The following is a 22,353-nucleotide window of genomic DNA, read 5'->3' on the forward strand; positions in this document are numbered from 1 at the left end:
CCACCAGGGCAACAGCGCACCAGAACTTGAGGCACAAAAGCCAGACCAAGACGCTCCGCCCATTCTTAGTTTGTTAAGTTCTGGTTTGTTTCAAGAAACGTCTTGACACCGCATGGCGGCAGTCTAGGATTACACTAAACCGACCCGATTCCCGCGAGCTCACGATGTCCACTTCCCCGCGAAATTCTACCCTCGGCATTTCGCTATCTATGGAACAGGATCGCCTCGTCCGGCTTCTACAAGAGAGCGAGGAATATAAGCTGCTTCAGAAGCTTAACGAGCTTGCAGAAGTATACGGCGGCAAAAAGTGGATCATCGGTTACCTAACTCCCACCAAGCCAACGGAGACCAGCCAAGACCATGAAGAACAGAAAGAGGACGCAGGCACTGGTGGAGCAGGACAAGGCAGGTCAGGCCGGTCCGCGAAAGTTTGGTTATGGCGAGAAAGACACGCGCCGTTGAAGAGGCCGCGATAGCGTTCCTAAAGGAACGAGGAGCGAGAGCAACTTCCTCAGATTTCGTGCCTTATATGGAGGCGCTCGGCATCGACATCGGTGGGAAGAACCCCGCTAGAACCGTAGCATCCTTCCTTACGACCTCCCCTCGCTTTAACAACGTGAAGCCCCTTGGCTACGGACTGGCCGAGTGGGGGCAAAGCGATGGCCCCAAGTCAAGCAACATCAACCCAATTGGCGGCACGCAAGCTCCGCCCCCAGACTCCCCCACGGGAGACCGCAAAGAGCAGTCGGGAGATTAAGCATGTTCCTTGCGTTAGCCCCGACGCAATAGCCACCGGCGCATCGGGGAGACTAAACAAGTAGACCACCGATCCCTGGCAGGGGAAAGGTGGCCTACGTGGTGGCAAAGCAATCGGCGACTAGCGCGCGACGACTTTACGGCTCCACTGTAAAGGTTGCACTTTGGTCGCCCAACATCAACCCCTCTGAGGGTATCGTGATGGTTTGGATCAATCCTTACACACGCATCCGCTTTGGCCGTCTAGAGTATGTGTGCGGGCACTTTCGCTCGTACCCATCCTGACGGACAAATGAGCAGTTCACTTTAGCGCTTGCGACTGCGGCTCGACGGTGAACGAACCAACACTCTACTGCGAGTGCTGCTGGTCGTCCGGAAATCCGGGCGACCCACCCCCTTCCCTTCCGGCGACTCTTCGGTTACACCGCCCGCTTAACCACCATGTTCGGTCTTTTCCCCTGCGGCGCAGTGCTCAACTGCAGCGCGGGTTTCGCGCGGACGGGTGTGTTCCGGGCGATTCTCCCCCTCGCCCGTCTGTCAGTGACCAGATAGCCAGAGCGAGCACCATGCCAAAGCGTACCGACATCAAATCGATCCTCATCATCGGTGCGGGTCCGATCATCATCGGGCAGGCCTGCGAGTTCGATTATTCCGGCACCCAGGCCTGCAAGGCGCTCAAGGAAGAGGGCTACCGGATCATTCTGGTGAACTCGAACCCGGCGACGATCATGACCGATCCGGACCTGGCCGACGCCACCTATATGGAGCCGATCACCCCCGAAGTGGTCGCAAAAATCATCGAGAAGGAGCGCCCCGACGCGCTGCTGCCGACCATGGGCGGCCAGACGGCACTCAACTGCGCCCTCAGCCTGCGCAAGATGGGCGTGCTCGAAAAGTTCGGCGTCGAGATGATCGGCGCCACGGCCGAAGCCATCGACAAGGCCGAGGATCGCGAGCTGTTCCGCGATGCCATGAAGAAGATCGGGCTCGAAACGCCGCGCTCGATGCTCGCCCACAACACGATCGAAGCCCTGCAGGCGCTCGAGGTGATCGGCCTGCCCTGCATTATCCGCCCCAGCTTTACCCTGGGCGGCACCGGCGGCGGCATTGCCTATAATCGCGAGGAATACCTCAATATCTGCGAGAGCGGCATCGACGCCTCGCCCACCAATGAAGTGCTCGTCGAAGAGAGCGTCCTTGGCTGGAAAGAGTACGAAATGGAAGTTGTCCGCGACAAGAAGGACAACTGCATCATCATCTGCTCGATCGAGAATATCGACCCGATGGGCGTCCATACCGGCGACTCGATCACCGTCGCCCCGGCTTTGACGCTGACCGACAAGGAATACCAGATCATGCGCGACGCCTCGCTGGCGGTGCTGCGCGAGATCGGCGTCGAAACCGGCGGCTCCAACGTCCAGTTCGGCATCAATCCGGCCGATGGCCGCATGGTCGTCATCGAGATGAATCCGCGCGTGTCGCGCTCCTCGGCGCTGGCCTCGAAAGCCACCGGCTTCCCCATTGCCAAGGTCGCGGCGCGCCTCGCCGTCGGCTACACGCTCGATGAGCTCGAAAACGACATTACCGGCGGCGCCACCCCGGCTTCCTTCGAGCCGACCATCGACTATGTCGTCACCAAGATCCCGCGTTTTGCCTTCGAAAAGTTCCCGGGCGCCGACAACCGCCTGACCACCGCCATGAAGTCGGTGGGCGAGGCCATGGCCATCGGCCGCACCTTCCAGGAATCGCTGCAGAAGGCCCTGCGCTCGCTTGAAACCGGTCTCACCGGCCTCAACGAAGTCGGCATTCCCGGCCTTGGCGAAGGCGAGGATCTGGCCGCCATCAAGCAGGCCCTGGGCACGCCGACCCCGTCGCGTCTCCTCCACGTCGCTGAAGCCATGCGCCTCGGCGTCTCCAACGAGGACATTTTCGAAGCCTGCAAGATCGACCCGTGGTTCCTCGAGCAGATGCGCGGCATCGTCGACATGGAAGCCAGGGTGAGGGAGTTCGGCCTGCCCAAGGATGCGGCCACGCTGCGCCAGCTCAAGTCCATGGGCTTTTCCGACGCCCGCCTCGCCCAGCTCGCCGGCCTGAAGGCGTCTGACGTCCGCAAGCTCCGCCACAGCCTCGAAGTGCGGCCCGCCTACAAGCGCATTGACACCTCGGCCGCCGAATTCGCCTCGCCCACCGCCTATATGTATTCGACCTATGAAGCCCCCTTCGGCGGCAAGGTCGATGACGAGGCGCGTCCGTCCGATCGCAAGAAGGTCGTCATTCTCGGCGGCGGCCCCAACCGTATCGGCCAGGGTATCGAATTCGACTATTGCTGCTGCCACGCGGCCTTCGCGCTGGCCGATGCCGGCTATGAAACCATCATGGTCAACTGCAACCCCGAAACCGTCTCGACCGACTACGACACCTCCGACCGCCTCTATTTCGAGCCGCTGACCGAGGAAGACGTCATCGAGATCCTGCTCACCGAAAAGCAGAACGGGACCCTGCATGGCGTCATCGTGCAGTTCGGCGGCCAGACCCCGCTGAACCTGGCTGACGCCGTCGCCAAGGCCGGCGTGCCGATCCTGGGCACCCAGCCCGACGCCATCGATCTGGCCGAAGACCGCGACCTGTTCATGAAGCTCCTGAACAAGCTCGAATTGACCCAGCCCAAGAACGGCATCGCCTATTCGCTCGAACAGGCCCGCCTCGTGGCCGAGCGCCTCGGCTATCCGCTGGTCATCCGCCCGTCCTATGTGCTGGGCGGCCGCGCCATGGCCATCGTCCACTCCGCCAACGAGTTCGAGCGCTACATTCAGGACACCCTGACCGGCCTCGTCCCGCCCGACATCCTGCAGCGTTACCCCAATGACCGCACCGGCCAGATCAACTCGGTACTGTCAGACAATCCGCTGCTGTTCGATGCCTACCTTTCGGGCGCCATCGAAATCGACGTCGATGCGCTCTGCGATGGCAAGGACGTGTTCGTCGCCGGCATCATGGAGCATATCGAAGAGGCCGGCATCCACTCCGGCGACTCCGCCTGCTCCCTGCCCCCGCGCTCGCTCTCGCCCGCAGTCATCGAGGAACTCAAGCGCCAGACCCGCGAACTCGCCTTCGCCCTCAAGGTCGGTGGCCTGATGAACGTGCAGTTCGCCTACAAGGACGACACGATCTACCTCATCGAAGTGAACCCGCGCGCCAGCCGCACCGTGCCCTTCGTCGCCAAGGTCATCGGCGAACCCATCGCCAAGATCGCCTCGCGCGTCATGGCCGGCGAAGCGCTGTCGAGCTTCAATCTCGTCGAGAAGAAGCTCAAGCACATCGCCGTCAAGGAAGCCGTGTTCCCGTTCAACCGCTTCCCCGGCGTCGACACCGTGCTTGGCCCGGAAATGAAGTCGACGGGCGAAGTCATCGGTCTCGACACCGATTTCGCCATTGCCTTCGCCAAGTCGCAGATGGGCGCCGGCCAGAAGGTCCCGACCTCGGGCAAGGCCTTCATCTCCGTGCGTGACGACGACAAGCAGTACATTGTCGACATGGCCCGCCACCTGGTCGAAGCCGGCTTCGAAATCCTCGCCACCGGCGGCACCGCGGCCTATCTGATCAACAACAACGTCCCGGCCACCAAGATCAACAAGGTGCTCGAAGGCCGTCCGCATATCGTGGATTCGATGAAGAACGGCGGCGTGCAGCTGGTGATCAACACCACCGATGGCCTCAAATCGATCTCCGACAGCCGCGACATCCGCCGCACGGCGCTCCTGGCAAAGATCCCCTACTACACCACCATCGACGGCGCCCTCGCCGCCGTGGAAGGCATCGTCGCCCTCAAGCAGGGCGGCCTCCAGGTCCGCGCCCTGCAGGAATATTTCGCGGCCTGATTGGTCGACCGGCCACCGGATCGTCACCCTCGGGCTTGGCCCGAGGGTTCTTCAATTCGCCGGGCCATCACTAAGTGTAGTCCCCTCGGGTCAAGCCCGAGGGTGACTTTCGATAGGGGTGAGAGGCCTATCGACACCCGTCCTTCCTTGCGTTACCCCTGCCCCACCATGAAGTCCGCAGACCGAACCAGCGCATAGCGCTTCTGCCCGCAAGACAAGCGGGAGGATGCGCCATTCCACCGGCCGACGCGCCGGCGATTGCTGCTGCGCATCCGGTTCTCTGCACTCCGCGCCCACGCGGCGCTCCTTCATGGAACAATCATGTCCAACTATTTCGAAAGCCCGTTCCTGGGCATTCCGCTCGACCGCCAGGTCACCAATCCCAATATCGTGGTCGGGCGCTACAGCTACTATTCCGGCTACTATCACGGCCACGGCTTTGACGACTGCGCCCGCTACCTGATGACCGAGCCGGGCGTCGATCGCCTCATCATCGGCAGCTTCTGCTCCATCGGCTCGGGCGCCGCCTTCATCATGGCCGGCAATCAGGGCCATCGGAACGACTGGGTCTCCACCTTCCCCTTCGCCTTCGTGCCCGATGCGCCCGAATTCGCCACCGCCAGCAATGCCTTCCAGCCCGCCGGAGACACCGTCATCGGCCACGATGTCTGGATTGGTTCCGAAGCCGTCATCATGCCCGGCGTCAAAGTCGGTCATGGCGCCGTCATCGGCACACGGGCCTTGGTGACCAAGGACGTCGAGCCCTACACCATTGTCGGCGGCAATCCGGCCAAGCCGATCCGCAAGCGGTTCGGCGATGACGAGATTGCCATGTTGCTCGAAATGGCGTGGTGGGACTGGCCTTTAGAACGGCTGTCTCTGGCCATGCCGCTTCTGACCTCCGGCGACATTGCCGGTCTCTACGACGCCTGGAAACAGGGCTGATCCGGCTCTGGCGGATGCCATGTGCATCCGCCAGTATCATTTCAGTCATGTCCGGTTCATCTCGGACCAGTTAGTGTTCAAGCGTCCAGATGTTCGGGGGAACCATGGTCCGCACGCTCCTCGCCACCGCCATCCTGCTCGCCGGTACCGGTCTCGCATCCGCCCAGTCGCTCGATGACCAGATCCGCGACTTCATTTACGCCGAGGGCTTTGCGGCCGAAGATATTCCGGCCCTCGACGTGCGGCTGATCGACCAGTGGCATGATCTGACTGCCATGACCCCCGGCGGCACGGTCGGGCCCATCGAAAAGGCCATGCTCATTGCCGACAAGGCCATCGAGGGCGTCCGCACCCGCACCGCCATCGACTATGCCGAGCTGATCGGCGACGACGGCACGCCCTATAGCTTGATCGAGGTCCGCCACTACAATCTCGCATCGGTCATCCACGCCGAGACCGCCGACGCCTATGGTATCGAGAACACCGCGCCCGTCGAGGATTTCGGGGTCGGCGAGCACATGGCCTGGCGCTTCGTCTTCACGCCCGAAATGAACAATGCCGCCATTCTCATGGAAGCCAGCAGCCGCGTCATCTCGGACAAGGAAGCCAGCAAGGCCGATTGCACCGGTCGCCCCTGCCTCGCCCCCTATGCGAGCTTCGACGCTGTCGCCTGGGAAGACATCGAGGGCCGGGTCCGCGCCTGGCCCGAACTTTACACCGCCGAGTCCGACGAAGTGTCGACGCCCGCCCATGCCATTGCAGAGCTGGCCGTCCTGGGCTTCTGGGCCAATGCCGAAAGCGGACAGTATCAATGGACAGGCGGCGAGCATCCGGAGGCCGTCGACGATTCCACGCCCTTCCGGTTTATCGGCATCGACCGGCATCTGGGGCAGGAAGCGTCCATCGACGCGGTCTGGCGCGAAACGGCCCTCAATGACGATGAACTTGCGGCCATTTCCTTCCGCCGCGCCGAGGTCGGCGGCAGCGTTCATCTGATGCGCGCCAGCGCAAGGCGCTAGGTGCGCGCCAGTCTGGGCAATCCGAGGCTGACCACGCGCAACCCGTCGCTGCGCCAGAGCAACATGGCCAGGGCCAGTGTCCGGCATGCCATGGCCGTTGCACTGGCCAGGGCGGCGCCCAGCGCCCCCAAAGGCGGCACCAGCACCAGTCCGAGCGCCAGGGTGACGACAACGACGCCAAAAGCCACGGCAAGCCCCTCGCGCTGCCGGCCCAGCACAATCAGCGCTTCCCCCGCCTGACCGGACATGGCGCGCGCGACCATGCCGATCCCGAGGACCATCATGATCCCCTGTCCTTCGACAAAGCCCTCGCCAAAGGCGCCCAAAAGCCAGGGGGCGGCCACGAGGGCCATACCCACGGCCACGACAGTGGCCCAGAGCGTCAGCCGGGTCGATTGCAGCATGCTTTCCTGCAGCATCAGCCGATCGGCCGAGGCCAGGTCGACGGCAAAGCGCCGCCCTGATACCAGCGCCATGGCATAGGCAACAAAGCCGGCCAGCGCCAGCGCCCGCGCCGCGGCGAAGTAAACGCCCACCAGCTCCGGCGCCACCAACAGGCTCAGCACCAGCACATCGGCATAGGCAGCCAGATCGTCGAGCCCCGACAGCACCAGAAGCGGCAGCGAGGCCGTCAGCCACAGCCGCTTCTGCCCGGCCCCCGAAATGGCTCCCGAAACGGCCAGGCCGTGCAATCGCCGGGCCAGCAGCAGCCCCGTCAGCAACACGACAATACCCATGCTGCCGATCAGCACCGCACCGACAACAGGCAGCGTCAGGTCGATGCCAGCGGCCGCCAGCAACAGGCACACCGAACCGATCAGAACGGGCCGCAGGATATAGACAGGTACCGCAGCCAGCCGGAACCAGCCAAAGCTGCGCGCCACGCCTTCAAGATAGTATTCGAGCCCCAGCACCGGCAGGCCTAGGCCCACCAGCAACACTGTCAGGCCGACGCCATCGAGCCCCAGCCCCAGGGCCAGCACCACCGCGAGCGCGGCCAGCAATCCGCCAACACCCAGCACCACCGCGAGGCCAAAGCGCCAATACTGTGCCAGCGCATCGGAGCGCCCGCGCATCTGATAGCGCGGCAGGAAGCGCAGGCTGGATTCGGCAAAGCCCAGCGCGGCAAAACTGCCCAGCGCCAGCATCCAGGTCCAGAGCGTGACATAGCCGCCATAGCCGTCTTCGGGCAGCAATCGCGCCAGCAGCACCTGCAGGGCAAAGACCAGGCCCGCGCCGGCAACGCGGATGACCAGCGCCATCGCCGCATCGCGCGGGCCGTTTGTGGCCTCAGACATAGAGAATGATACAGGCGGCCGGTCGCAGGAAGGCGACGACCCGGTCCACCAGCAGGGGAATGCTGGCGTGAAATTGCTTCAGCGCCGGCCTGATCCGGGGCAGCCAGGCTCCGGCATAGAACCGCCCGCGCCAGTTCAGCGCCTCGGCCCGAGTGGATACGGGGACGCTCCTGTTCGTCCAGCTCGCCTTGTACTCGGCTGGATTGATCAGCAGGTCATAGCATTCCACCCCCTGCGCGATCAGCCAGGCGACGGTGAATTCCATCTGCACCTTGCCCGGCGAAAGGTCTCGCAGGTCCCAGTCAAACCCACCGACAAAGGCGTAGTAGTGCCCGTCGCGGATGAAACCCAGTTCCAGCGCCACGACCCTTTCTCCGGCGCGCAGCACCGAGAGACACGCCCCTTCGAGCGCTTCGGGATTGCCGGCGAGCGAGGCGAGAAAATCTTCGAGCCCCCGCATCGCAAATCCCGTGCCCAACCGCCCGGTTTCGGACAACCACTGCCGCTTCATCGCAATGCAGAGCGCCACGAGCGGTTCAAACCTGTCGCTCTCCGGCCAGATCACCTCGAAATCGAGCGGACCCAGGCGCGCCAGGTGATTGCGGCGCCGGTTGCGATTGCGCTTCTGGAGCTTGCCCAGTTGCGCCACATAGTCTTCGGCGCTGGCAAACCGCGAGAGGTCGAGCATGGAGGCGGAATTGTCCGAACCCTGCACCAATGGTTTGTCACCCAGCACATGGTCTAGCGTGCTGCCAGCCAGCACCGCGCGCGACAGGAGCACATCGCAGCCCGACTGACGCACGCCGAGGCGCAGCAGCCGCACGACCGCCTCGACCGGCTCCGTATCGCGACGCATCAGAATTCCGCAAAACTGGCTATGCGGCACGCCCAGCGTTTCGAGACGCCTGATGCCGGCGCTTTCCACCACCATGCGCGGCCACAGCGCAATCAGCCGTTCGCCCTGCCAGACGGTCACCACATAGGGGGAATGCACGCCGTCATTGCAGAACTGGGCGACCCAGTTGCGGCACCAGTCAAAGCCCTGGAAATAGGTCAGCGGATCGGCGCAGTCGGCCTCGAGTGTCCGCCATGCCGTAGCAATGGCGTCAATCTCCTCCAGGGTGACAAGCACCCGGCTGGTGAGGCTTCCCCCTCCCGGCATCGACGCAAACTCCTCTTGTCCAAAGAGGAATTAAGCAGGCACGTCTCAACACGACGTTTCTGCAAACGGCAAACAAAGTGTTGCCAGCGCCGCATCAACGGCGATTTGGATCAACGGAAAAAGCGATCGACCACTGCCAAAGCCCCGGCAATATCGTCGTCGCTGACATCCAGATGCGTCACCCAGCGCTGCTGCCCATACCGGCCCGTCACCGCGATCCCGTTGTCCGCGAGGTAAGCGTCGAAGCGCTCGCCGATTTCGGCATCGGCATTGACCCAGAGGATGTTGGTCTCGGGCTGGCTGACCCTGAGTGCCCCGTGCCGCGCCAGTCCTTCGGCCAATTGCCGGGCCCGCCGGTGATCGTCGGCAAGCCGCGCGACATTGTGGTCCAGTGCATAAAGGCACGCCGCCGCCAGCAGGCCCGACTGCCTGAGGCCGCCCCCCAGCATCTTGCGGTGCCGTCGCGCGACGTCCACGAGGTCCTGCCGCCCGATCAGCACCGAACCGACAGGGGCGCCCAGGCCCTTGGAAAGACAGATCGAGACCGTATCGAACGGCCTCGCGAAATCGGCAATGTCCATGTCCAGAACCGTCGCCGCATTGAAGGCCCTTGCCCCGTCCAGATGCAGACCCAGCCCGTGGCGACGGGCGATGTCGGCGACATCGAGCATGTATCCCATCGGAATGACGCGGCCGCCAAAGGTGTTTTCGAGGCAGATTACCCGTGTGCGCGCATAGTGGTTGTCATCGGGCTTGATCGCCGCTTCGATATCCGCGAGCGCCATCGTACCATCGGCCTGATGGGCGATCGGCTGCGGCTGGATCGAGCCCAGCACCGCCGCGCCACCGGCTTCGTTGACATAGAGATGCGCCTTCTGTCCGGCGATGAACTCGTCGCCGCGGCCGCAATGGCTCATCAGCGCCAGCAGGTTCGACATCGTGCCCGAGGGCACGAACAGGGCCGCATCCTTGCCCAGCATGCCGGCCATCCGCTGCTCCAGCAGGTTGACCGTCGGATCATCGCCGAACACATCGTCGCCCACCTCGGCCGCCGCCATGGCCGCCCGCATCCCGGCGCTCGGCTTGGTAACAGTATCGGACCGGAAATCGTGGCGAATGGTGTTCATGGCAGGCTCCCTGGTGGAGCCGGATGATTAGCAGAACCGCAGAGCGTATCCACCCCACAGATCGTCATCCTCGGGCTTGACCCGCGGACACTTCACTTGACCGCCCCACGCCAGTTGCAGGGCCGAACGCAACTCTGCTCCTCCCCCTTCGTCAGGGGAGGCCGGGTGGGGGCACGCTTTGCTAAGCCGCGACGTCCCCGCCCTCGACTTCATCATTGGCCGCCGTCAGTTCCACCGCCGGCTTGCGCGCCACCACGAGGATCCCCGTGATCGGCGCCCCGCGGTCGAAGCGCAGCACGGCAGTCTCGAAGCGCAAGAGCTCGAAGCCGGCCACGATGAGCGCATTGCGCGCCGCCTCCACGCCATGCGCGTAGCGCAGGCTGGGCCTGAGGAAGATTTCCTCCACCCCGTCATGCGCCTCGAGCGAAAAGGCGACGAGCCCGCCGGGCCGCATGGCCGGCATCAGTGCCGTCAGAATAGGCTGCAGTGCCCCGCAATAAATCAGCACGTCGGCGGCCGTCACGAGGTCCGCGTCGGCACGGCGGGCATTGAGGGTGGCCACCAGTTCGGCCTTGGAGAGACTGTCGTAAATGCCCTTGCGGGCCGTTTCGGCGATCATGGCCGCCGAGATGTCGACGCCTTCGAGATGCGCCACCTTGGCCCGCAGCTTTTCGCCCATGAGGCCGGTGCCGCAGCCCAGGTCCAGCGCCCGCTCGAAGCCCCCGAGGCCGAGCCGCGCCATTTCCTCGTTCACCAGGTCATCGAGCAGGTCGGGCACGCGATAGCCGAGCTTGCCCACCAGCGAGGCCTCGAACTTGGCCGCATATTGGTCGAACAGGGCTTCGACATAGCCCACCGCCGTGCCCTCGCCCGCGGGGCCCGAATTATGCGCTGCCAGCTTCAGCCGCGCCCCGAAGACGCCGTCATCGTCAAGCGCTTCCAGCCGTCGCCAGGCGGCTATGGCGCCGGCAATATTGCCGGCCTTCTCATGATAGGTCCCGGCCAGGTCCCATCCGGCCGCCCATTCAGGCACCATGTCGAGCGCCTGTTCCATCAGTTCGGCCGCAGCCGAAAAATCACCCTGTTCGGCCAACCCGCGCGCATAGTCGGCACGCCGGTCGGCGATCACATCGCCGGAGGAATAGAACGCCTTGATCAAGACGAAGATCTTTCGAGAAAACCGGCCCCTGTGGCGCGGCGCGCGGGATTTGCCGCAAAGCAGGCGCGAAGGCAAGGGATTTGCGCGACACGGCTCTGTGACCAAATGTTCACTTTCCATCGGGATGGACTCAGTTAAAGTAAATTCGTCCATATGTCGGCAGCCCCTACGCCCGGCAAAGAATGGCAGCCACGCATCCTTGCGCCAGTCGACCGCCGCTCACGCAGTCTGCGGCGAACTGGCCCTAAACCCTTGATGGCACGGAAAAACCACTGGTCTTTCCGTGTGCATTGTCGTGTCTACACAACATATTGAAGCGCCCTGAATTTCGGGTTACGCTTCGCCCCATCGAATATTGCGGCCGACTGATCTGAAGACGCGAATTCCATTCGCAACTGCTGACGTCATCTTCCGATATTTCGATATCAACTAGGTTCCCGGTCGGTGCATGGCCGGGGCCGCTCCAGCAGCGACTGCACGAGGGAACGCGCATCATGGCAACTGGTACCGTTAAGTGGTTCAACGGCCAAAAAGGCTATGGCTTCATTCAACCGGACGAAGGTGGGGCCGACGTGTTCGTCCACATCTCCGCTGTCCAGCGTTCGGGCCTCAATGGCCTGGATGAAGGCCAGAAGGTCAGCTACGAGATCGTCAAGGACAAGCGGACCGGCAAGTCCGCCGCCGACAATCTCACGGCCTCCTGATCCACCGAAGAGACATCCATTGGGGGCGCGTTCCTTTCCGGGGCGCGCCTTTTTGATTGCCCTCCAGCCAGGCCTATACGGGCGCTGGCGCTGGACTTTCCCACAGCCTCACGGCTTGACCGGTGGTCCACGAGGCAACCCCAGCACATTGGCTTGACCCGGCGACGCGGCGCGGGCAAGCTGCCGCCATCTCCCGCAAAGACCTGTCGTGAAGCGGTAGCCGAACCAGGTTTGGCGGGAGGACAGCTTGCCGGGCACTTTGTGCAGCGGCGGGTTCACCATCAATCTAGGCCTGTCGCGGCCCGGTTATCCGGCCACGCGGCGGCTTTTACTATGCCGAGCCCATTGGAGGCAGCACGATTATGGACAAGGTTCCGATGACAGTTCAGGGCCATAAGGCCCTTGCCGCTGAGTTCGAACACCGCACCAGCCACGAGCGCCGTCGCATTATCGACGCGATTGCCGAAGCGCGTGCCCATGGCGATCTGTCTGAAAACGCCGAATACTCCGCCGCCAAGGAGCAGCAGAGCCTCAACGAGGGCCGCATCAAGGAGCTCGAGACCATGCTCGCTCTGGCCGACGTCATCGATGTCAGCAAGCTGAGCGGCGACCGGGTCAAGTTCGGTGCCACCGTCACCTTCATCGACGAGGACACCGAGGAAGAAAAGACCTATCAGGTCGTCGGCGATCCCGAGGCCGATGCCTCTGCGGGCCGCATTTCCATCTCCTCGCCGATTTCGCGCGCCATGATCGGCAAGGAAGAAGGCGACAGTTTTGAGGTCGCGGCGCCCGGCGGCGCCCGCAGCTACGAAATCCTCAAGATTCGCTTCGTCTGAGAATCAGATCCGGGCCCAGGGCAGACGCGGTTCGCGTCTGCAGCGGGAAGGCGAGAAAATCTTGCCGGAGGCCGCCCCAAAATGAGGCATTTGCCCGATTTCATGTCCCTTTCATGTGCACTCCCGCGGGCATATGCTCGCCGGGAGCGACTTTGCCTTGAAACCTGCCCCCTTAGGACCTTAACTAAGGCCGAGGGATGAATACCTGAACTTACTGGAGAAGCGTCGCGATGCACGCGAAGGTCATCATCATTGGCTCTGGCCCTGCCGGCTATACCGCTGCCATCTATGCGGCGCGCGCCATGCTCGAGCCTGTCATGATCCAGGGCTTGCAGCCCGGCGGCCAGCTCACCATCACCACCGATGTGGAAAACTATCCCGGCTTTGCCGATGTCATCCAGGGCCCCTGGCTCATGGACCAGATGAAGGCGCAGGCCGAGCATGTCGGCACACGCATCGTCAACGACATCATCACCAATGTCGATTTCGACAAGCGCCCCTTCGTGCTGACCGGCGACAGCGGCGACGTCTACACGGCCGATAGCCTGATCATCGCCACCGGCGCCCAGGCCAAGTGGCTGGGTCTCCCGTCCGAGCAGAAGTTCCAGGGCTTTGGCGTTTCCGCCTGTGCCACCTGCGATGGCTTCTTCTATCGCGGCAAGCAGGTTCTCGTGGTCGGCGGCGGCAATACCGCGGTGGAAGAGGCGCTGTTCCTCACCAATTTTGCCGAAAAGGTCATCGTCGTGCATCGCCGCGACGAATTCCGCGCCGAGCGCATCCTGCAGGAGCGCCTGTTCAAGAACCCCAAGATCGAAGTGCGCTGGAACACCGAAGTGGTGGAAGTGGGCGGCGCGCCCATGCCGCCCTCGGTCAACACCGTCACCCTCAGGGACCGCACCTCCGGCAGGACTTACGAGCAGCCGATCGACGGCGTCTTTGTCGCCATCGGCCACGCGCCGGCCACTGCCATCTTTGCGGGCAAGCTCGACATGAAGCCCGGCGGCTATCTGCAGGTGAAGCCCGGCTCCACCGAAACCAATATTCCCGGCGTGTTCGCCGCGGGTGACGTCACCGACGACATCTATCGTCAAGCCGTTACGGCTGCCGGCATGGGCTGCATGGCGGCTCTCGATGCCGAACGCTACCTGGCCGAACATGAACTCGCGGAAGCGGCGGAATAGTCCCGGAATGTCGACCCTAAGTCACGCTCCCGTCACAATTCTTGTGCCTCCCTCGCCCCAGGCGGGGGTGACCGTCCGACCTGGCTGAAGAACAACAAGGAAAGCGCCGCCACCATGCTCGACTGGGACAAGCTCCGGATCTTCCACACCGCCGCCGAGTCGGGCTCTTTTACTCACGCCGCTGAAAAGCTGGGCATGAGCCAGTCGGCCGTCAGCCGCCAGATTTCCGCCCTTGAAGATGATTTGGGCCTGAAGCTCTTCATCCGCCACGCGCGCGGCCTGGTCCTGACCGAAGTGGGCGAGCAGCTCTTCCGCACCGCCCATCGCATGCATTGGGAATTGCAGCAGGTCGAAACCCAGATGTCCGAAAGCCAGGACGTCCCCACCGGCCCGCTGATCGTCACCACCACTGTTGGTATCGGCTCGACCTGGCTTTCCTCAAGGCTCGATGAGTTCCTGAAGCTCTATCCGCTGATCCAGCTCGAAATCCGCCTCAACGATGCCGAGCTCGACCTCGCCATGCGCGAGGCTGACGTCGCCATTCGCCTGCACCGCCCGAACCAGTCGGAAATGATCCAGCGCAAGCTGTTCACGGTGCATAACCATTTCTACGCGTCCAACACCTATGTCGACGAGCACGGCATGCCCGCCTCGGCCGAGGATTTGGACGATCACCGCATCATCAGCTTCGGTGAGCCGGTGCCGTCCTATCTGGGCGACATCAACTATCTCGAGCGCATGGGCCGCACCGATTCCAGCCCGCGCCGGACTGCCCTGCGCGTCAACGCCATCTACGGCATGCTGCAGGCCTGCCGCGCCGGCATCGGCATCGCCATGCTGCCCGACTATGTGACGGAAAAGGAAGACGGCCTCGTCCAGATCCTGCCCGAAGTCGAACTGCCCGCCTACGAAGCCTATTTTGTCTATCCGCCCGCCCTCAAGAATTCCAAACGCGTCGGCGTCTTCCGCGACTTCCTGGTCTCCAAGGCCAGGGAGTGGTCGTTCTAAGGACTATTCATCTGTCGGAGCGCGTTGCTCCACCCCACCCTCAGTCCCTCCCCATCGAGGGGAGGGAGGCGCAGGACCAAACCGCCGGTGTTCATCCCCTCCCTCCCCCTTGTGGGGAGGGTAGCGTCGCTAGACCCGAAGGGTCGTAGCAGAGCTGGGTGGGGGTACTGGTCCCGATAGTCCTTTTGAGTATCCACCCATGCCCCGCATCACCACCATTGCCCTCGATGCCGATGACACCCTCTGGCAGAACGAGCAGTTTTTCCGCCTCACCGAACAGCGCTTTGCCGATCTGCTGCGCGACTATACCGACGCCCCTGACCTCACCGAGCGGCTGATAACGGCCACCGCCCGCAACCTTCGCTTCTATGGGTTCGGCGCCAAGGGCTTTTCCCTCTCCATGGTCGAGACAGCTTTGGAGGTGACCGAGCATCGCGTTCCCGGCACGGTCATCGCCGAAATCCTCGCGGCCGGTCGCGAACTGCTCGATTTTCCGCTCGAAACCCTGCCCTATGTCGATGCCGCACTCGACGACCTGCAGCAGCGCTACCGGCTCATCCTGATCACCAAGGGTGACCTCTTCGACCAGGAACGCAAGCTGGCGGCCTCTGGCCTCGCCGATTACTTCGCGGCCGTGGAAGTGGTCTCCGACAAGACAGAGCCGGTCTATCGCCGCATCTTCGCGCGTCACACCGAAGGCGCCGAGCACACCATCATGGCCGGAAATTCCCTCAAGTCCGACATTCTCCCGGCCCTCGCCGCCGGCGCCTATGCGGCCTATGTGCCGCATGACCTTACCTGGTCCTACGAGCATGCCGAGGAGCCGCAGAGCGAGCCACGCTATGCGCGGATTGCCCATCTGGGTGAATTGCAGGCAGCCATCGACGGCTTCGAGGCCCAAGTCTAGTATCGAACAACTAGAACGTTGACGGCAGGGCAAGAACGCCGCTGTCGCTCCCTCCCCCGTCTAGGGGATGGAGTTCGGCTGGCTGTCAGACGAGCTGGCGCCGTTCGCATCGTCATTGGGGGGAACACCATGCGTCACGCCAAGGCTCTCTGTCTGCTTCCGTCGTTCTTGGTGGCCCTGCCTGTGCAGGCACAGATGGTGACGATCACCCCCGAACAGGTCGGTCAGATTTTCTGCATCGGCAGCCTGGGCAATGACATGACGCCGGCCCATGCCATGCTTACCGATGACCTGCAGACCCTTGTCGCCATGGCCTGGGAGAAGAACACCGCATTCGAGCTCGCCAATCCCGGCGACAAGCCGCCTCTGGGCGATGGCCTGCCCTGGCGGAGCTTTCCTGACTATGCGGATGGCTGCGACGTGGGTGCGGCCAAGATGCAGGACCTGGTCGCCACCGTGCCGATCACCTACAGCTTTTCCGACTATCCCGACGCCAGCTATACCAACACCCTCATCCTTCTTCCGGCCCATTACGAGGTCGAAGGAGATCCCCTGGTCTGGCGCATCGATGATATCGACCTGGGCGAAGGGCAGTCGATGCGCACCATTCTGAGCGCGATTTTCGACTGACGCCCCCTGTGGCAGCCCGTCGCACCCACAGGCATGACTACTGATTTTGTTGATCTTTTCGCCACTGCATGCGCAACGCGCATGGCTGGCATAACCCCAGCCGGATTGGCTTGGGTGCCACCGCCCCCTATATGCCCACTCATCACAGCGGGTGTTTTCTCCTCCCTCCCTTGCGCCCGCTGCGTTCCCTCCTGACAGGTCCCCGATCTGTCATCCCTTAGGCCTCCGCTCTCCCCTCGAGCGGTGGCCTTTTTCTTTTGCTCTCCTGCATAACCATCTCTCCCAAAAACGCATGGCTGACATGTCAGTTTCGGGATTGTCTATCAAACCAGTAGAGTTCATATATGACCTCGTTGCTGAGGCGCGCTCCGATCTCCTCCTCCCTTCGGACCCCGCATCGCAACAGCGGACTTAGGATCATCTCCTCCTCCCTTGATCCGAGGTCCATGGCAGAGCGGCATATCCTCCTCCCTTGCTCTCTGCCCCACTTTCGGATCGGCTCAGCCGACCATCGGGCCCCATCCTCGGATGGGGCCTCTTTTTTTGCCAGAACGCGCGTCGCGGCCGGAACCTGTCGCCAGCCTGTCGAGTTGCCTATTTGTTGGACAGATTGTCGCTGTGCCTAATGCATAGCTCCCATGCCGAGTTCGACATTGCTGACCAAAAGGTCAAAACTTATATTCGTAATCGTCGACAGGACGCCGCTCCGTATCCTCCTCCCTCGGACCCGCGTTAGTCGACACCGGATCGAAGCTGAATCCTCCTCCCTCAGCGACGGTCCACCGGTCTGGTGCAAATCCTCCTCCCTTGCATCCGGGCCATCACTTGCGATTTGGCTTCGGCCCTATCATCAGGCTCCAACTTCGGTTGGAGCCTCTTTTTTGCCTCCCGCCACGCATTCTCCCGGCCACACAAAGGCTTAGCGCGAATCTGCGGCAGACCTGCCCACCAGGCTCACCGCAGCACGCCAGGCGAATCTGCATGGCAGCATTTCCCATTGCGCGTTTGTGTCGCAGCACGGGGAGTCCGATACTGATCTCAACGACGGAGTTCGTGGTGACCCGTCCCTCCAAGGTCATGCGGTTTCGACCGACGACCGAATGGCCCCGCCCATCCCCTCGGGCGGGGCTTTCTTTTGTGCGGCAGGCCTTGCCCGGCACATCTTGCCGCCCGCCCGTCAACGACCCACCAGATCCACTGATTTTCCTGCACAATTTCCCGGCACGCGACTTGCAACACCCCCGCTAAAGCCGGAGCTTCAGCATGGTCGCCGTCAATTCCAGTTCTGCTTATTCCGCCTATCAGGCCTATGGGTCGTCCTATTCGACGAGCACCGCTGCCAGGACGGCGAACACCGCCGCGACCACCAATCAGGCCGCCACGACCTCTGCCTCTGCCACCGAGGTCGTGCTCTCCGATGAAGCCAGAGCCGCCCTCGCCGAGCGCGATCTCGCCACCGTCCTTGCCGACGCCCGCACCAAGCTCGCCGATCTCCTCAAGGAGGCTGGCCGCACCAGCCCGCTGCAGCAGGGCAAGCTGGCGCTCGACCTTTCAACGCTCGATCAACGCGAACTCTACGCCATGTCGAGCGGCGACAGCTTTACCAGCGACGAACGCGAGGCCGCCGGCCTCGAAATGCAGCGCCGCTTCGAGGCGGCCTTGTCCGGCCCTGCCGCCATCGCCAGGGTCACCGGCAACTACACCAATCTATACAAGGCTGCGGCCGCCTATCTCGATGGTCTCGGGGTGGAGGAGAAAGCCAGCGCCGACTGGAAGGCGGGTCGCGACGCTGTCACCGAAGGTCTCAAGCAGCTGCAATCGAAGCCCCGCACCCTGCCCGATGCCGGCGACAGCGATCCGGTCGCGCTCTATCTGGCGCTGGTGGCGACAGGTGAGGTCGCCGAGCCCGTCTCGATGGCCGATCTCGCCTCCAATACCCGCGCGGCCCTCGACCAGATCTATGCCGAGGCCAAAGCCAACGGCAAGCTCGCGACCTTCAATCGCAACACCACGACCGGCACCTATATCGACATGTCGAAATTTTCGAGCCGGACCCTGTCGTCCATCGTGCTCGACAAGACCGGCGACTTCACCCAGACCGAAATCAACGCTGCCCGCTCCGCCCTTCAGGCCAAGAGCGGCGCTACTCTGCTGGCCGGCTTCCAGTCCGCCAGCAAGTCCGGCGACCCGACGGCCTTCAGCCAGAACATCATCGCCGCCTTCACCTCGCTCAGCCACGAGGAACGCCTGGCCGTCGGCTGGTCCGACCAGCTCTATCAGGCCGCCATGCAGTCCTATGCAACCACGTCGAAACTGATGGAAATGTTCGGGCAGGCCACATCAGGCACCAGCGCCAACCCCGGCAGCCTTGCATCGCTACTCGGGGGCTAGACCGATCTTCGCATCCCACCGGGCCGCCCTCGGGCTTGACCCGAGGGCCGCTATCGGGTCCCACCGAAACCGCGGTTGCGCGCCAATACTGGCCCTCGGGTCAAGCCCGAGGGCGGTCCGGCGAAGGAATGGCCTTCCAGCCCTACGCAATCCCCGCGCAGAACCCCTGGATGCGCCGCACAGCTTCCTCCAGTTCCGCATTGCTCGCCGCATAGCTGAGGCGAAAATGCCCGGGCAGGCCGAAGGCCGTGCCGTGCACCAGGGCCACGCCGGTTTCCTCCAGCAGCGCCAGCACGAAATCCTCGTCAGTGGTTAGTTTCGTTCCGCCGGCACTGGTCTTGCCCAGGAGCCGCTGGCACGAAGGGAATACGTAGAACGCCCCTTCCGGGGTCAGGCAGTCGAGCCCGGTATTGGCATTGAGCCCCGCCACTACCATGTCGCGCCGCGCCTGGAACACGTCGCGCCACTCCTTGAGGAAGTCCTGCGGTCCGTTGAGCGCCTCGACCGCCGCCCATTGCGAGATTGAGGCGGGGTTTGAAATCGACTGTCCCTGCAGCTTGGTCATGGCCGCGAGAAGTGGCCGCGGCCCCGTGCAGTAGCCGATACGCCAGCCGGTCATCGCGTGCGACTTGGAAACTCCGTTCATCGTGAGGGTCCTGGCCTGCAGCGCCGGCTCCACCTGCGCGATGGTGGCGAAGGTCAGCCCGTCATAAACGAGCACTTCGTAGATGTCGTCGGTGAGGATATGCACCTGCGGATGCCGCAGCAGCACCTCTGCGAGCGCCTTGAGTTCGGCCGGCGAATAGGCCGCGCCGGTCGGGTTGGAGGGCGTATTGAGGATCAGCCACTTGGTGCGCGGCGTGATCGCTGCCTCCAGCGTCGCGGGCGACAGCTTGAACCCGGTCGACGCATCGGCCACCGCAAACACCGGCTCGGCGCCGCACAGCCGCACGATTTCGGGATAGCTCACCCAATAGGGCACCGGCACGATGACCTCGTCGCCCGGATTGAGCGTCGCCATCAGGGCATTGAAGATGATCAGCTTGCCACCCGAGCTGACGAAACAGTCTGCCGCAGTCACGTCCAGCCCATTGTCGCGGCGAAACTTGGCGGCGACCGCTTCCTTGAGCTCGGCAATGCCATCGACATTGGTATAGCGCGTCTTGCCTTCGTCCATGGCGCGCTTGGCGGCGTCGCGGACATTTTCGGGCGTGTTGAAGTCCGGCTCTCCGGCCGAAAGGGCGATGATGTCCCTGCCCTCGGCGGCCATGACACGCGCCTTCTGGCTGATCGCCACGGTTGCCGACGGCGCCACACGCCCCAGTGCATCAGACAGAAAACCCAATTTCGCCTCCCAGCGCAGCGGACAATAGTCGCGGCGTTTCTAGTCGATAGAGGCGGAGCCGGGAAGGCCTAACCGCGCGCCGGGCCGGTGCTGCCGCGCACCACGAGGGGCAGGCGCTGCACCGCATCCCGGTCGATCGTCTGCCCATCGAGAATGGCCGCCACGGCCAGCTCGGCAATCGCGTCGAACGGCTGCTGCACCGTGGTCAGGCCCGGCACGGCCTCTTCTGCCTCCGGCACCCCGTCGAAGCCGATCACCGATACGTCGCCGGGGACACCGAGCCCCTTCTGGCTCAGCCACCCCATGGCAGAGAGTGCCACCCGGTCCGACATGCTCAGAATGGCGGTGGGCCTTTGCTGCTGCGCGAACAACAGGTCCATGGCCGCCCAGACGCTCTCCTGCGTGCCGTCCGTGTCGGTATAAGGAAGGTCCGAAGGGGCAACACCGCCCTCTTCCATTCCGGCCCAATATCCCCTGGCCCGATCCGTAACCGTAAGATACGGCGTCTGCAGCACCTGGTCGGGTGTGGCCAGGACGCGGTTCCACATTTCGCCGATACCGAGAATGGCGACACTGCGATGCCCCAGCGCGACGAGGTGACGCGCCGCTTCCGCCGCGCCACCAAAGTTGTCGATGGCAATGCCCGGTGCATCGCCCAGCCCTTCTTCCATGCCCAAGGCCACGAAGGGCAGTTCGCGCTTCTCGGTCTCCCCGATCAGCGCCCTGCCCTCTTCGGCGCAGAGCAGCACCAGGCCATCGACCAGCGCGCTCTGGATGTTCCAGGCAGGCCGCTCGTCATTGGCGCTCGATACCAGCGACAGGCCGGCCCCACGCCGGTCACAGGCCGCCGAGAGCGCCAGCATCGAGGCGCGCGCCCACTGATCCTCGAAGAAATACGTCAGCGGCTCGGCCGTGGCCACGCCGATGGCATTGACCTTGCCCGCGCGCAGCAGCCGTCCGGTCAGGCTCGGGCCGGCATAGCCCAGCCTGCTGGCCGCCGCATGCACGCGTTCCCGCACTTCCGGCCGCACCACTTCGGGCCGGTTGAACACGTTCGAGGCCGTGCCCTGTGACACACCGGCGGCCTTGGCCACATCACGCAATTTCGCCGGAGCGCTTTGGCTGGTCATATATTGCTCCTCACGCGCTTCCCGTAACAAATTTTTTGTATCGATTCAATTCAGCTTGACTCGGACTGCCCGGCAATTCATTTTTGAACCGATTCAAGACCTCACACGTTGAGCGCTTGAACCGATTCAAACCATGGAGCGAAAAATGATCCCCGCAAGCTACATGTTCAAGGACGTTTTCCAGCAGTCTTTCTATGATCCCGATATTTCCGAGGCGGTGGCCCGGCATCGCCGGACCCATCGCGGCCGCCCCATCCTGTCATGGCTGCGCCGTCAGGCCGGCGGCACTGCGACCGACCTGCGCGCGGGCGGGCCCGACCCGATGCGGGCCTTTCCCGGGGTCTGACCTTCAGATGGCGATGACGGGTGTCCCCCGCAACATCACATCCTGGATGCGCCAGCCATCAGGTTCTGAGTTCACCTGGTATATGGCTTCCCACACCCGGCCATCGATACCGACCAGTTCAACCACCAGCACGACGATTCCGGGCGCGATTTCCCGGTGAATGCCGAATGTGTGGGTGCGCGAGGCACCGATGGCCTTGTAGCCGGAGCGCTCGATGTCCTCTATGAACTTCTGGGGGTCGCGATAGGTCGCTCGGAAGCCGGCCCCTGAAAAGGACAGCGCAGCGGCTCCGTCTTTTTCGCGCAAAGCTTCGATCTGCCCTGTCACGCAGACTTCCCAGGGACGCTCAGCCTCTATTATTTCCTGAGCGGCGACGGGCGACAGCAAAAGCACGGCGAAAATAATCTTCAGCAGCAAGCGCATGACACGCCTCCGTGGCTCGGGCGGTCGCCGCACCCGCCACAGTTCTGCCCTCAAATGGTCCCGAGCCGCCCCCTTCGCTTCATACTCGAACCGCGATTGCCTGCTGTT

At 63.2% G+C, this 22,353-nt stretch carries 18 protein-coding genes; 11 read left to right on the plus strand and 7 right to left on the minus strand.

Features of this window, described 5'->3' with window-relative positions; translation table 11 throughout:
* The first annotated feature begins 1,322 nt into the window (after positions 1–1,322).
* The 3 genes from carB to MQW79_RS07115 all read left to right on the plus strand — a co-directional run bounded on the left by carB (position 1,323) and on the right by MQW79_RS07115 (position 6,598).
* Positions 1,323–4,634: a carbamoyl-phosphate synthase large subunit gene (gene carB, locus MQW79_RS07105; RefSeq protein WP_476587648.1), complete on the plus strand. Its 3,312-nt coding sequence runs from the start codon at positions 1,323–1,325 to the stop codon at positions 4,632–4,634.
* A 321-nt stretch (positions 4,635–4,955) separates the two neighbouring features.
* Positions 4,956–5,579 (plus strand): type B chloramphenicol O-acetyltransferase, encoded by a 624-nt coding sequence (catB, locus tag MQW79_RS07110; protein WP_476587649.1) that lies wholly within the window; start codon positions 4,956–4,958, stop codon positions 5,577–5,579.
* Positions 5,580–5,683: 104 nt separating this feature from the next.
* Positions 5,684–6,598, plus strand: a complete 915-nt coding sequence (locus MQW79_RS07115; protein ID WP_476587650.1) for a hypothetical protein — start codon at positions 5,684–5,686, stop codon at positions 6,596–6,598.
* On the opposite strand, the gene MQW79_RS07120 is transcribed toward MQW79_RS07115, so the two are convergent.
* The 4 genes from MQW79_RS07120 to MQW79_RS07135 all read right to left on the minus strand — a co-directional run bounded on the left by MQW79_RS07120 (position 6,595) and on the right by MQW79_RS07135 (position 11,344).
* The gene (locus MQW79_RS07120) at positions 6,595–7,896 is read right to left on the minus strand and encodes a lipopolysaccharide biosynthesis protein (RefSeq protein WP_476587651.1); all 1,302 of its coding nucleotides are present in this window, start codon (positions 7,894–7,896) and stop codon (positions 6,595–6,597) included. The genes MQW79_RS07115 and MQW79_RS07120 overlap by 4 nt on opposite strands.
* Complete coding sequence (locus MQW79_RS07125; RefSeq protein ID WP_476587652.1) at positions 7,889–9,058, minus strand: GNAT family N-acetyltransferase; 1,170 nt, start codon at positions 9,056–9,058, stop codon at positions 7,889–7,891. The genes MQW79_RS07120 and MQW79_RS07125 overlap by 8 nt, the downstream gene beginning before the upstream one ends.
* Before the next feature lie 110 nt (positions 9,059–9,168).
* On the minus strand, positions 9,169–10,185 hold the full coding sequence (ltaE, locus tag MQW79_RS07130; protein WP_476587653.1) for a low-specificity L-threonine aldolase: 1,017 nt from the start codon (positions 10,183–10,185) through the stop codon (positions 9,169–9,171).
* Positions 10,186–10,366: 181 nt separating this feature from the next.
* The gene (locus tag MQW79_RS07135) at positions 10,367–11,344 is read right to left on the minus strand and encodes a class I SAM-dependent DNA methyltransferase (protein WP_476587655.1); all 978 of its coding nucleotides are present in this window, start codon (positions 11,342–11,344) and stop codon (positions 10,367–10,369) included.
* Between the two features lie 494 nt (positions 11,345–11,838).
* On the opposite strand from MQW79_RS07135, the gene MQW79_RS07140 reads away from it, so the two are divergent.
* From MQW79_RS07140 to MQW79_RS07170, 7 genes are all read left to right on the plus strand, one after another.
* Positions 11,839–12,048 (plus strand): cold-shock protein, encoded by a 210-nt coding sequence (locus MQW79_RS07140; protein ID WP_035080396.1) that lies wholly within the window; start codon positions 11,839–11,841, stop codon positions 12,046–12,048.
* A 362-nt stretch (positions 12,049–12,410) separates the two neighbouring features.
* Positions 12,411–12,884, plus strand: coding sequence for a transcription elongation factor GreA (greA, locus tag MQW79_RS07145; RefSeq protein ID WP_476587656.1), 474 nt, complete (start codon positions 12,411–12,413; stop codon positions 12,882–12,884).
* 230 nt (positions 12,885–13,114) lie between these two features.
* Positions 13,115–14,065, plus strand: coding sequence for a thioredoxin-disulfide reductase (gene trxB / locus MQW79_RS07150; protein ID WP_476587657.1), 951 nt, complete (start codon positions 13,115–13,117; stop codon positions 14,063–14,065).
* 114 nt (positions 14,066–14,179) lie between these two features.
* Positions 14,180–15,073, plus strand: coding sequence for a LysR family transcriptional regulator (locus MQW79_RS07155; protein WP_476587659.1), 894 nt, complete (start codon positions 14,180–14,182; stop codon positions 15,071–15,073).
* Positions 15,074–15,272: 199 nt separating this feature from the next.
* Positions 15,273–15,980 (plus strand): HAD family hydrolase, encoded by a 708-nt coding sequence (locus MQW79_RS07160; protein WP_476587660.1) that lies wholly within the window; start codon positions 15,273–15,275, stop codon positions 15,978–15,980.
* Between the two features lie 129 nt (positions 15,981–16,109).
* Positions 16,110–16,610, plus strand: a complete 501-nt coding sequence (locus MQW79_RS07165; protein WP_476587662.1) for a hypothetical protein — start codon at positions 16,110–16,112, stop codon at positions 16,608–16,610.
* A gap of 1,263 nt (positions 16,611–17,873) precedes the next feature.
* Positions 17,874–19,001: a hypothetical protein gene (locus tag MQW79_RS07170; RefSeq protein ID WP_476587663.1), complete on the plus strand. Its 1,128-nt coding sequence runs from the start codon at positions 17,874–17,876 to the stop codon at positions 18,999–19,001.
* Between the two features lie 142 nt (positions 19,002–19,143).
* Here the strand turns inward: MQW79_RS07170 and MQW79_RS07175 are convergent, their stop codons facing one another.
* Positions 19,144–20,346: a pyridoxal phosphate-dependent aminotransferase gene (locus MQW79_RS07175; RefSeq protein WP_476587664.1), complete on the minus strand. Its 1,203-nt coding sequence runs from the start codon at positions 20,344–20,346 to the stop codon at positions 19,144–19,146.
* A 68-nt stretch (positions 20,347–20,414) separates the two neighbouring features.
* Positions 20,415–21,476, minus strand: coding sequence for a LacI family DNA-binding transcriptional regulator (locus tag MQW79_RS07180; RefSeq protein WP_476587665.1), 1,062 nt, complete (start codon positions 21,474–21,476; stop codon positions 20,415–20,417).
* A gap of 145 nt (positions 21,477–21,621) precedes the next feature.
* On the opposite strand from MQW79_RS07180, the gene MQW79_RS07185 reads away from it, so the two are divergent.
* Positions 21,622–21,822 (plus strand): hypothetical protein, encoded by a 201-nt coding sequence (locus MQW79_RS07185; protein WP_476587666.1) that lies wholly within the window; start codon positions 21,622–21,624, stop codon positions 21,820–21,822.
* 3 nt (positions 21,823–21,825) lie between these two features.
* Here the strand turns inward: MQW79_RS07185 and MQW79_RS07190 are convergent, their stop codons facing one another.
* A complete protein-coding gene (locus MQW79_RS07190; RefSeq protein ID WP_476587667.1) occupies positions 21,826–22,245 on the minus strand; it encodes a DUF4864 domain-containing protein in 420 nt (139 codons plus the stop codon).
* Between the last annotated feature and the right edge of the window lie 108 nt (positions 22,246–22,353).

The sequence above is a fragment of the Devosia sp. Micro-HW1 genome, from assembly GCF_056341075.1.

Coding starts and splice junctions, on each gene's coding strand:
- MQW79_RS07155 (WP_476587659.1), top strand. CDS start 14,180: ATGCTCGACTGGGACAAGCTCCGGATCTTCCACACCGCCGCCGAGTCG.
- greA (WP_476587656.1), top strand. CDS start 12,411: ATGGACAAGGTTCCGATGACAGTTCAGGGCCATAAGGCCCTTGCCGCT.
- MQW79_RS07120 (WP_476587651.1), bottom strand. CDS start 7,896: ATGTCTGAGGCCACAAACGGCCCGCGCGATGCGGCGATGGCGCTGGTC.
- catB (WP_476587649.1), top strand. CDS start 4,956: ATGTCCAACTATTTCGAAAGCCCGTTCCTGGGCATTCCGCTCGACCGC.
- ltaE (WP_476587653.1), bottom strand. CDS start 10,185: ATGAACACCATTCGCCACGATTTCCGGTCCGATACTGTTACCAAGCCG.
- MQW79_RS07165 (WP_476587662.1), top strand. CDS start 16,110: ATGCGTCACGCCAAGGCTCTCTGTCTGCTTCCGTCGTTCTTGGTGGCC.
- trxB (WP_476587657.1), top strand. CDS start 13,115: ATGCACGCGAAGGTCATCATCATTGGCTCTGGCCCTGCCGGCTATACC.
- MQW79_RS07180 (WP_476587665.1), bottom strand. CDS start 21,476: ATGACCAGCCAAAGCGCTCCGGCGAAATTGCGTGATGTGGCCAAGGCC.
- MQW79_RS07190 (WP_476587667.1), bottom strand. CDS start 22,245: ATGCGCTTGCTGCTGAAGATTATTTTCGCCGTGCTTTTGCTGTCGCCC.
- MQW79_RS07170 (WP_476587663.1), top strand. CDS start 17,874: ATGGTCGCCGTCAATTCCAGTTCTGCTTATTCCGCCTATCAGGCCTAT.
- MQW79_RS07125 (WP_476587652.1), bottom strand. CDS start 9,058: ATGCCGGGAGGGGGAAGCCTCACCAGCCGGGTGCTTGTCACCCTGGAG.
- MQW79_RS07115 (WP_476587650.1), top strand. CDS start 5,684: ATGGTCCGCACGCTCCTCGCCACCGCCATCCTGCTCGCCGGTACCGGT.
- MQW79_RS07185 (WP_476587666.1), top strand. CDS start 21,622: ATGATCCCCGCAAGCTACATGTTCAAGGACGTTTTCCAGCAGTCTTTC.
- carB (WP_476587648.1), top strand. CDS start 1,323: ATGCCAAAGCGTACCGACATCAAATCGATCCTCATCATCGGTGCGGGT.
- MQW79_RS07160 (WP_476587660.1), top strand. CDS start 15,273: ATGCCCCGCATCACCACCATTGCCCTCGATGCCGATGACACCCTCTGG.
- MQW79_RS07140 (WP_035080396.1), top strand. CDS start 11,839: ATGGCAACTGGTACCGTTAAGTGGTTCAACGGCCAAAAAGGCTATGGC.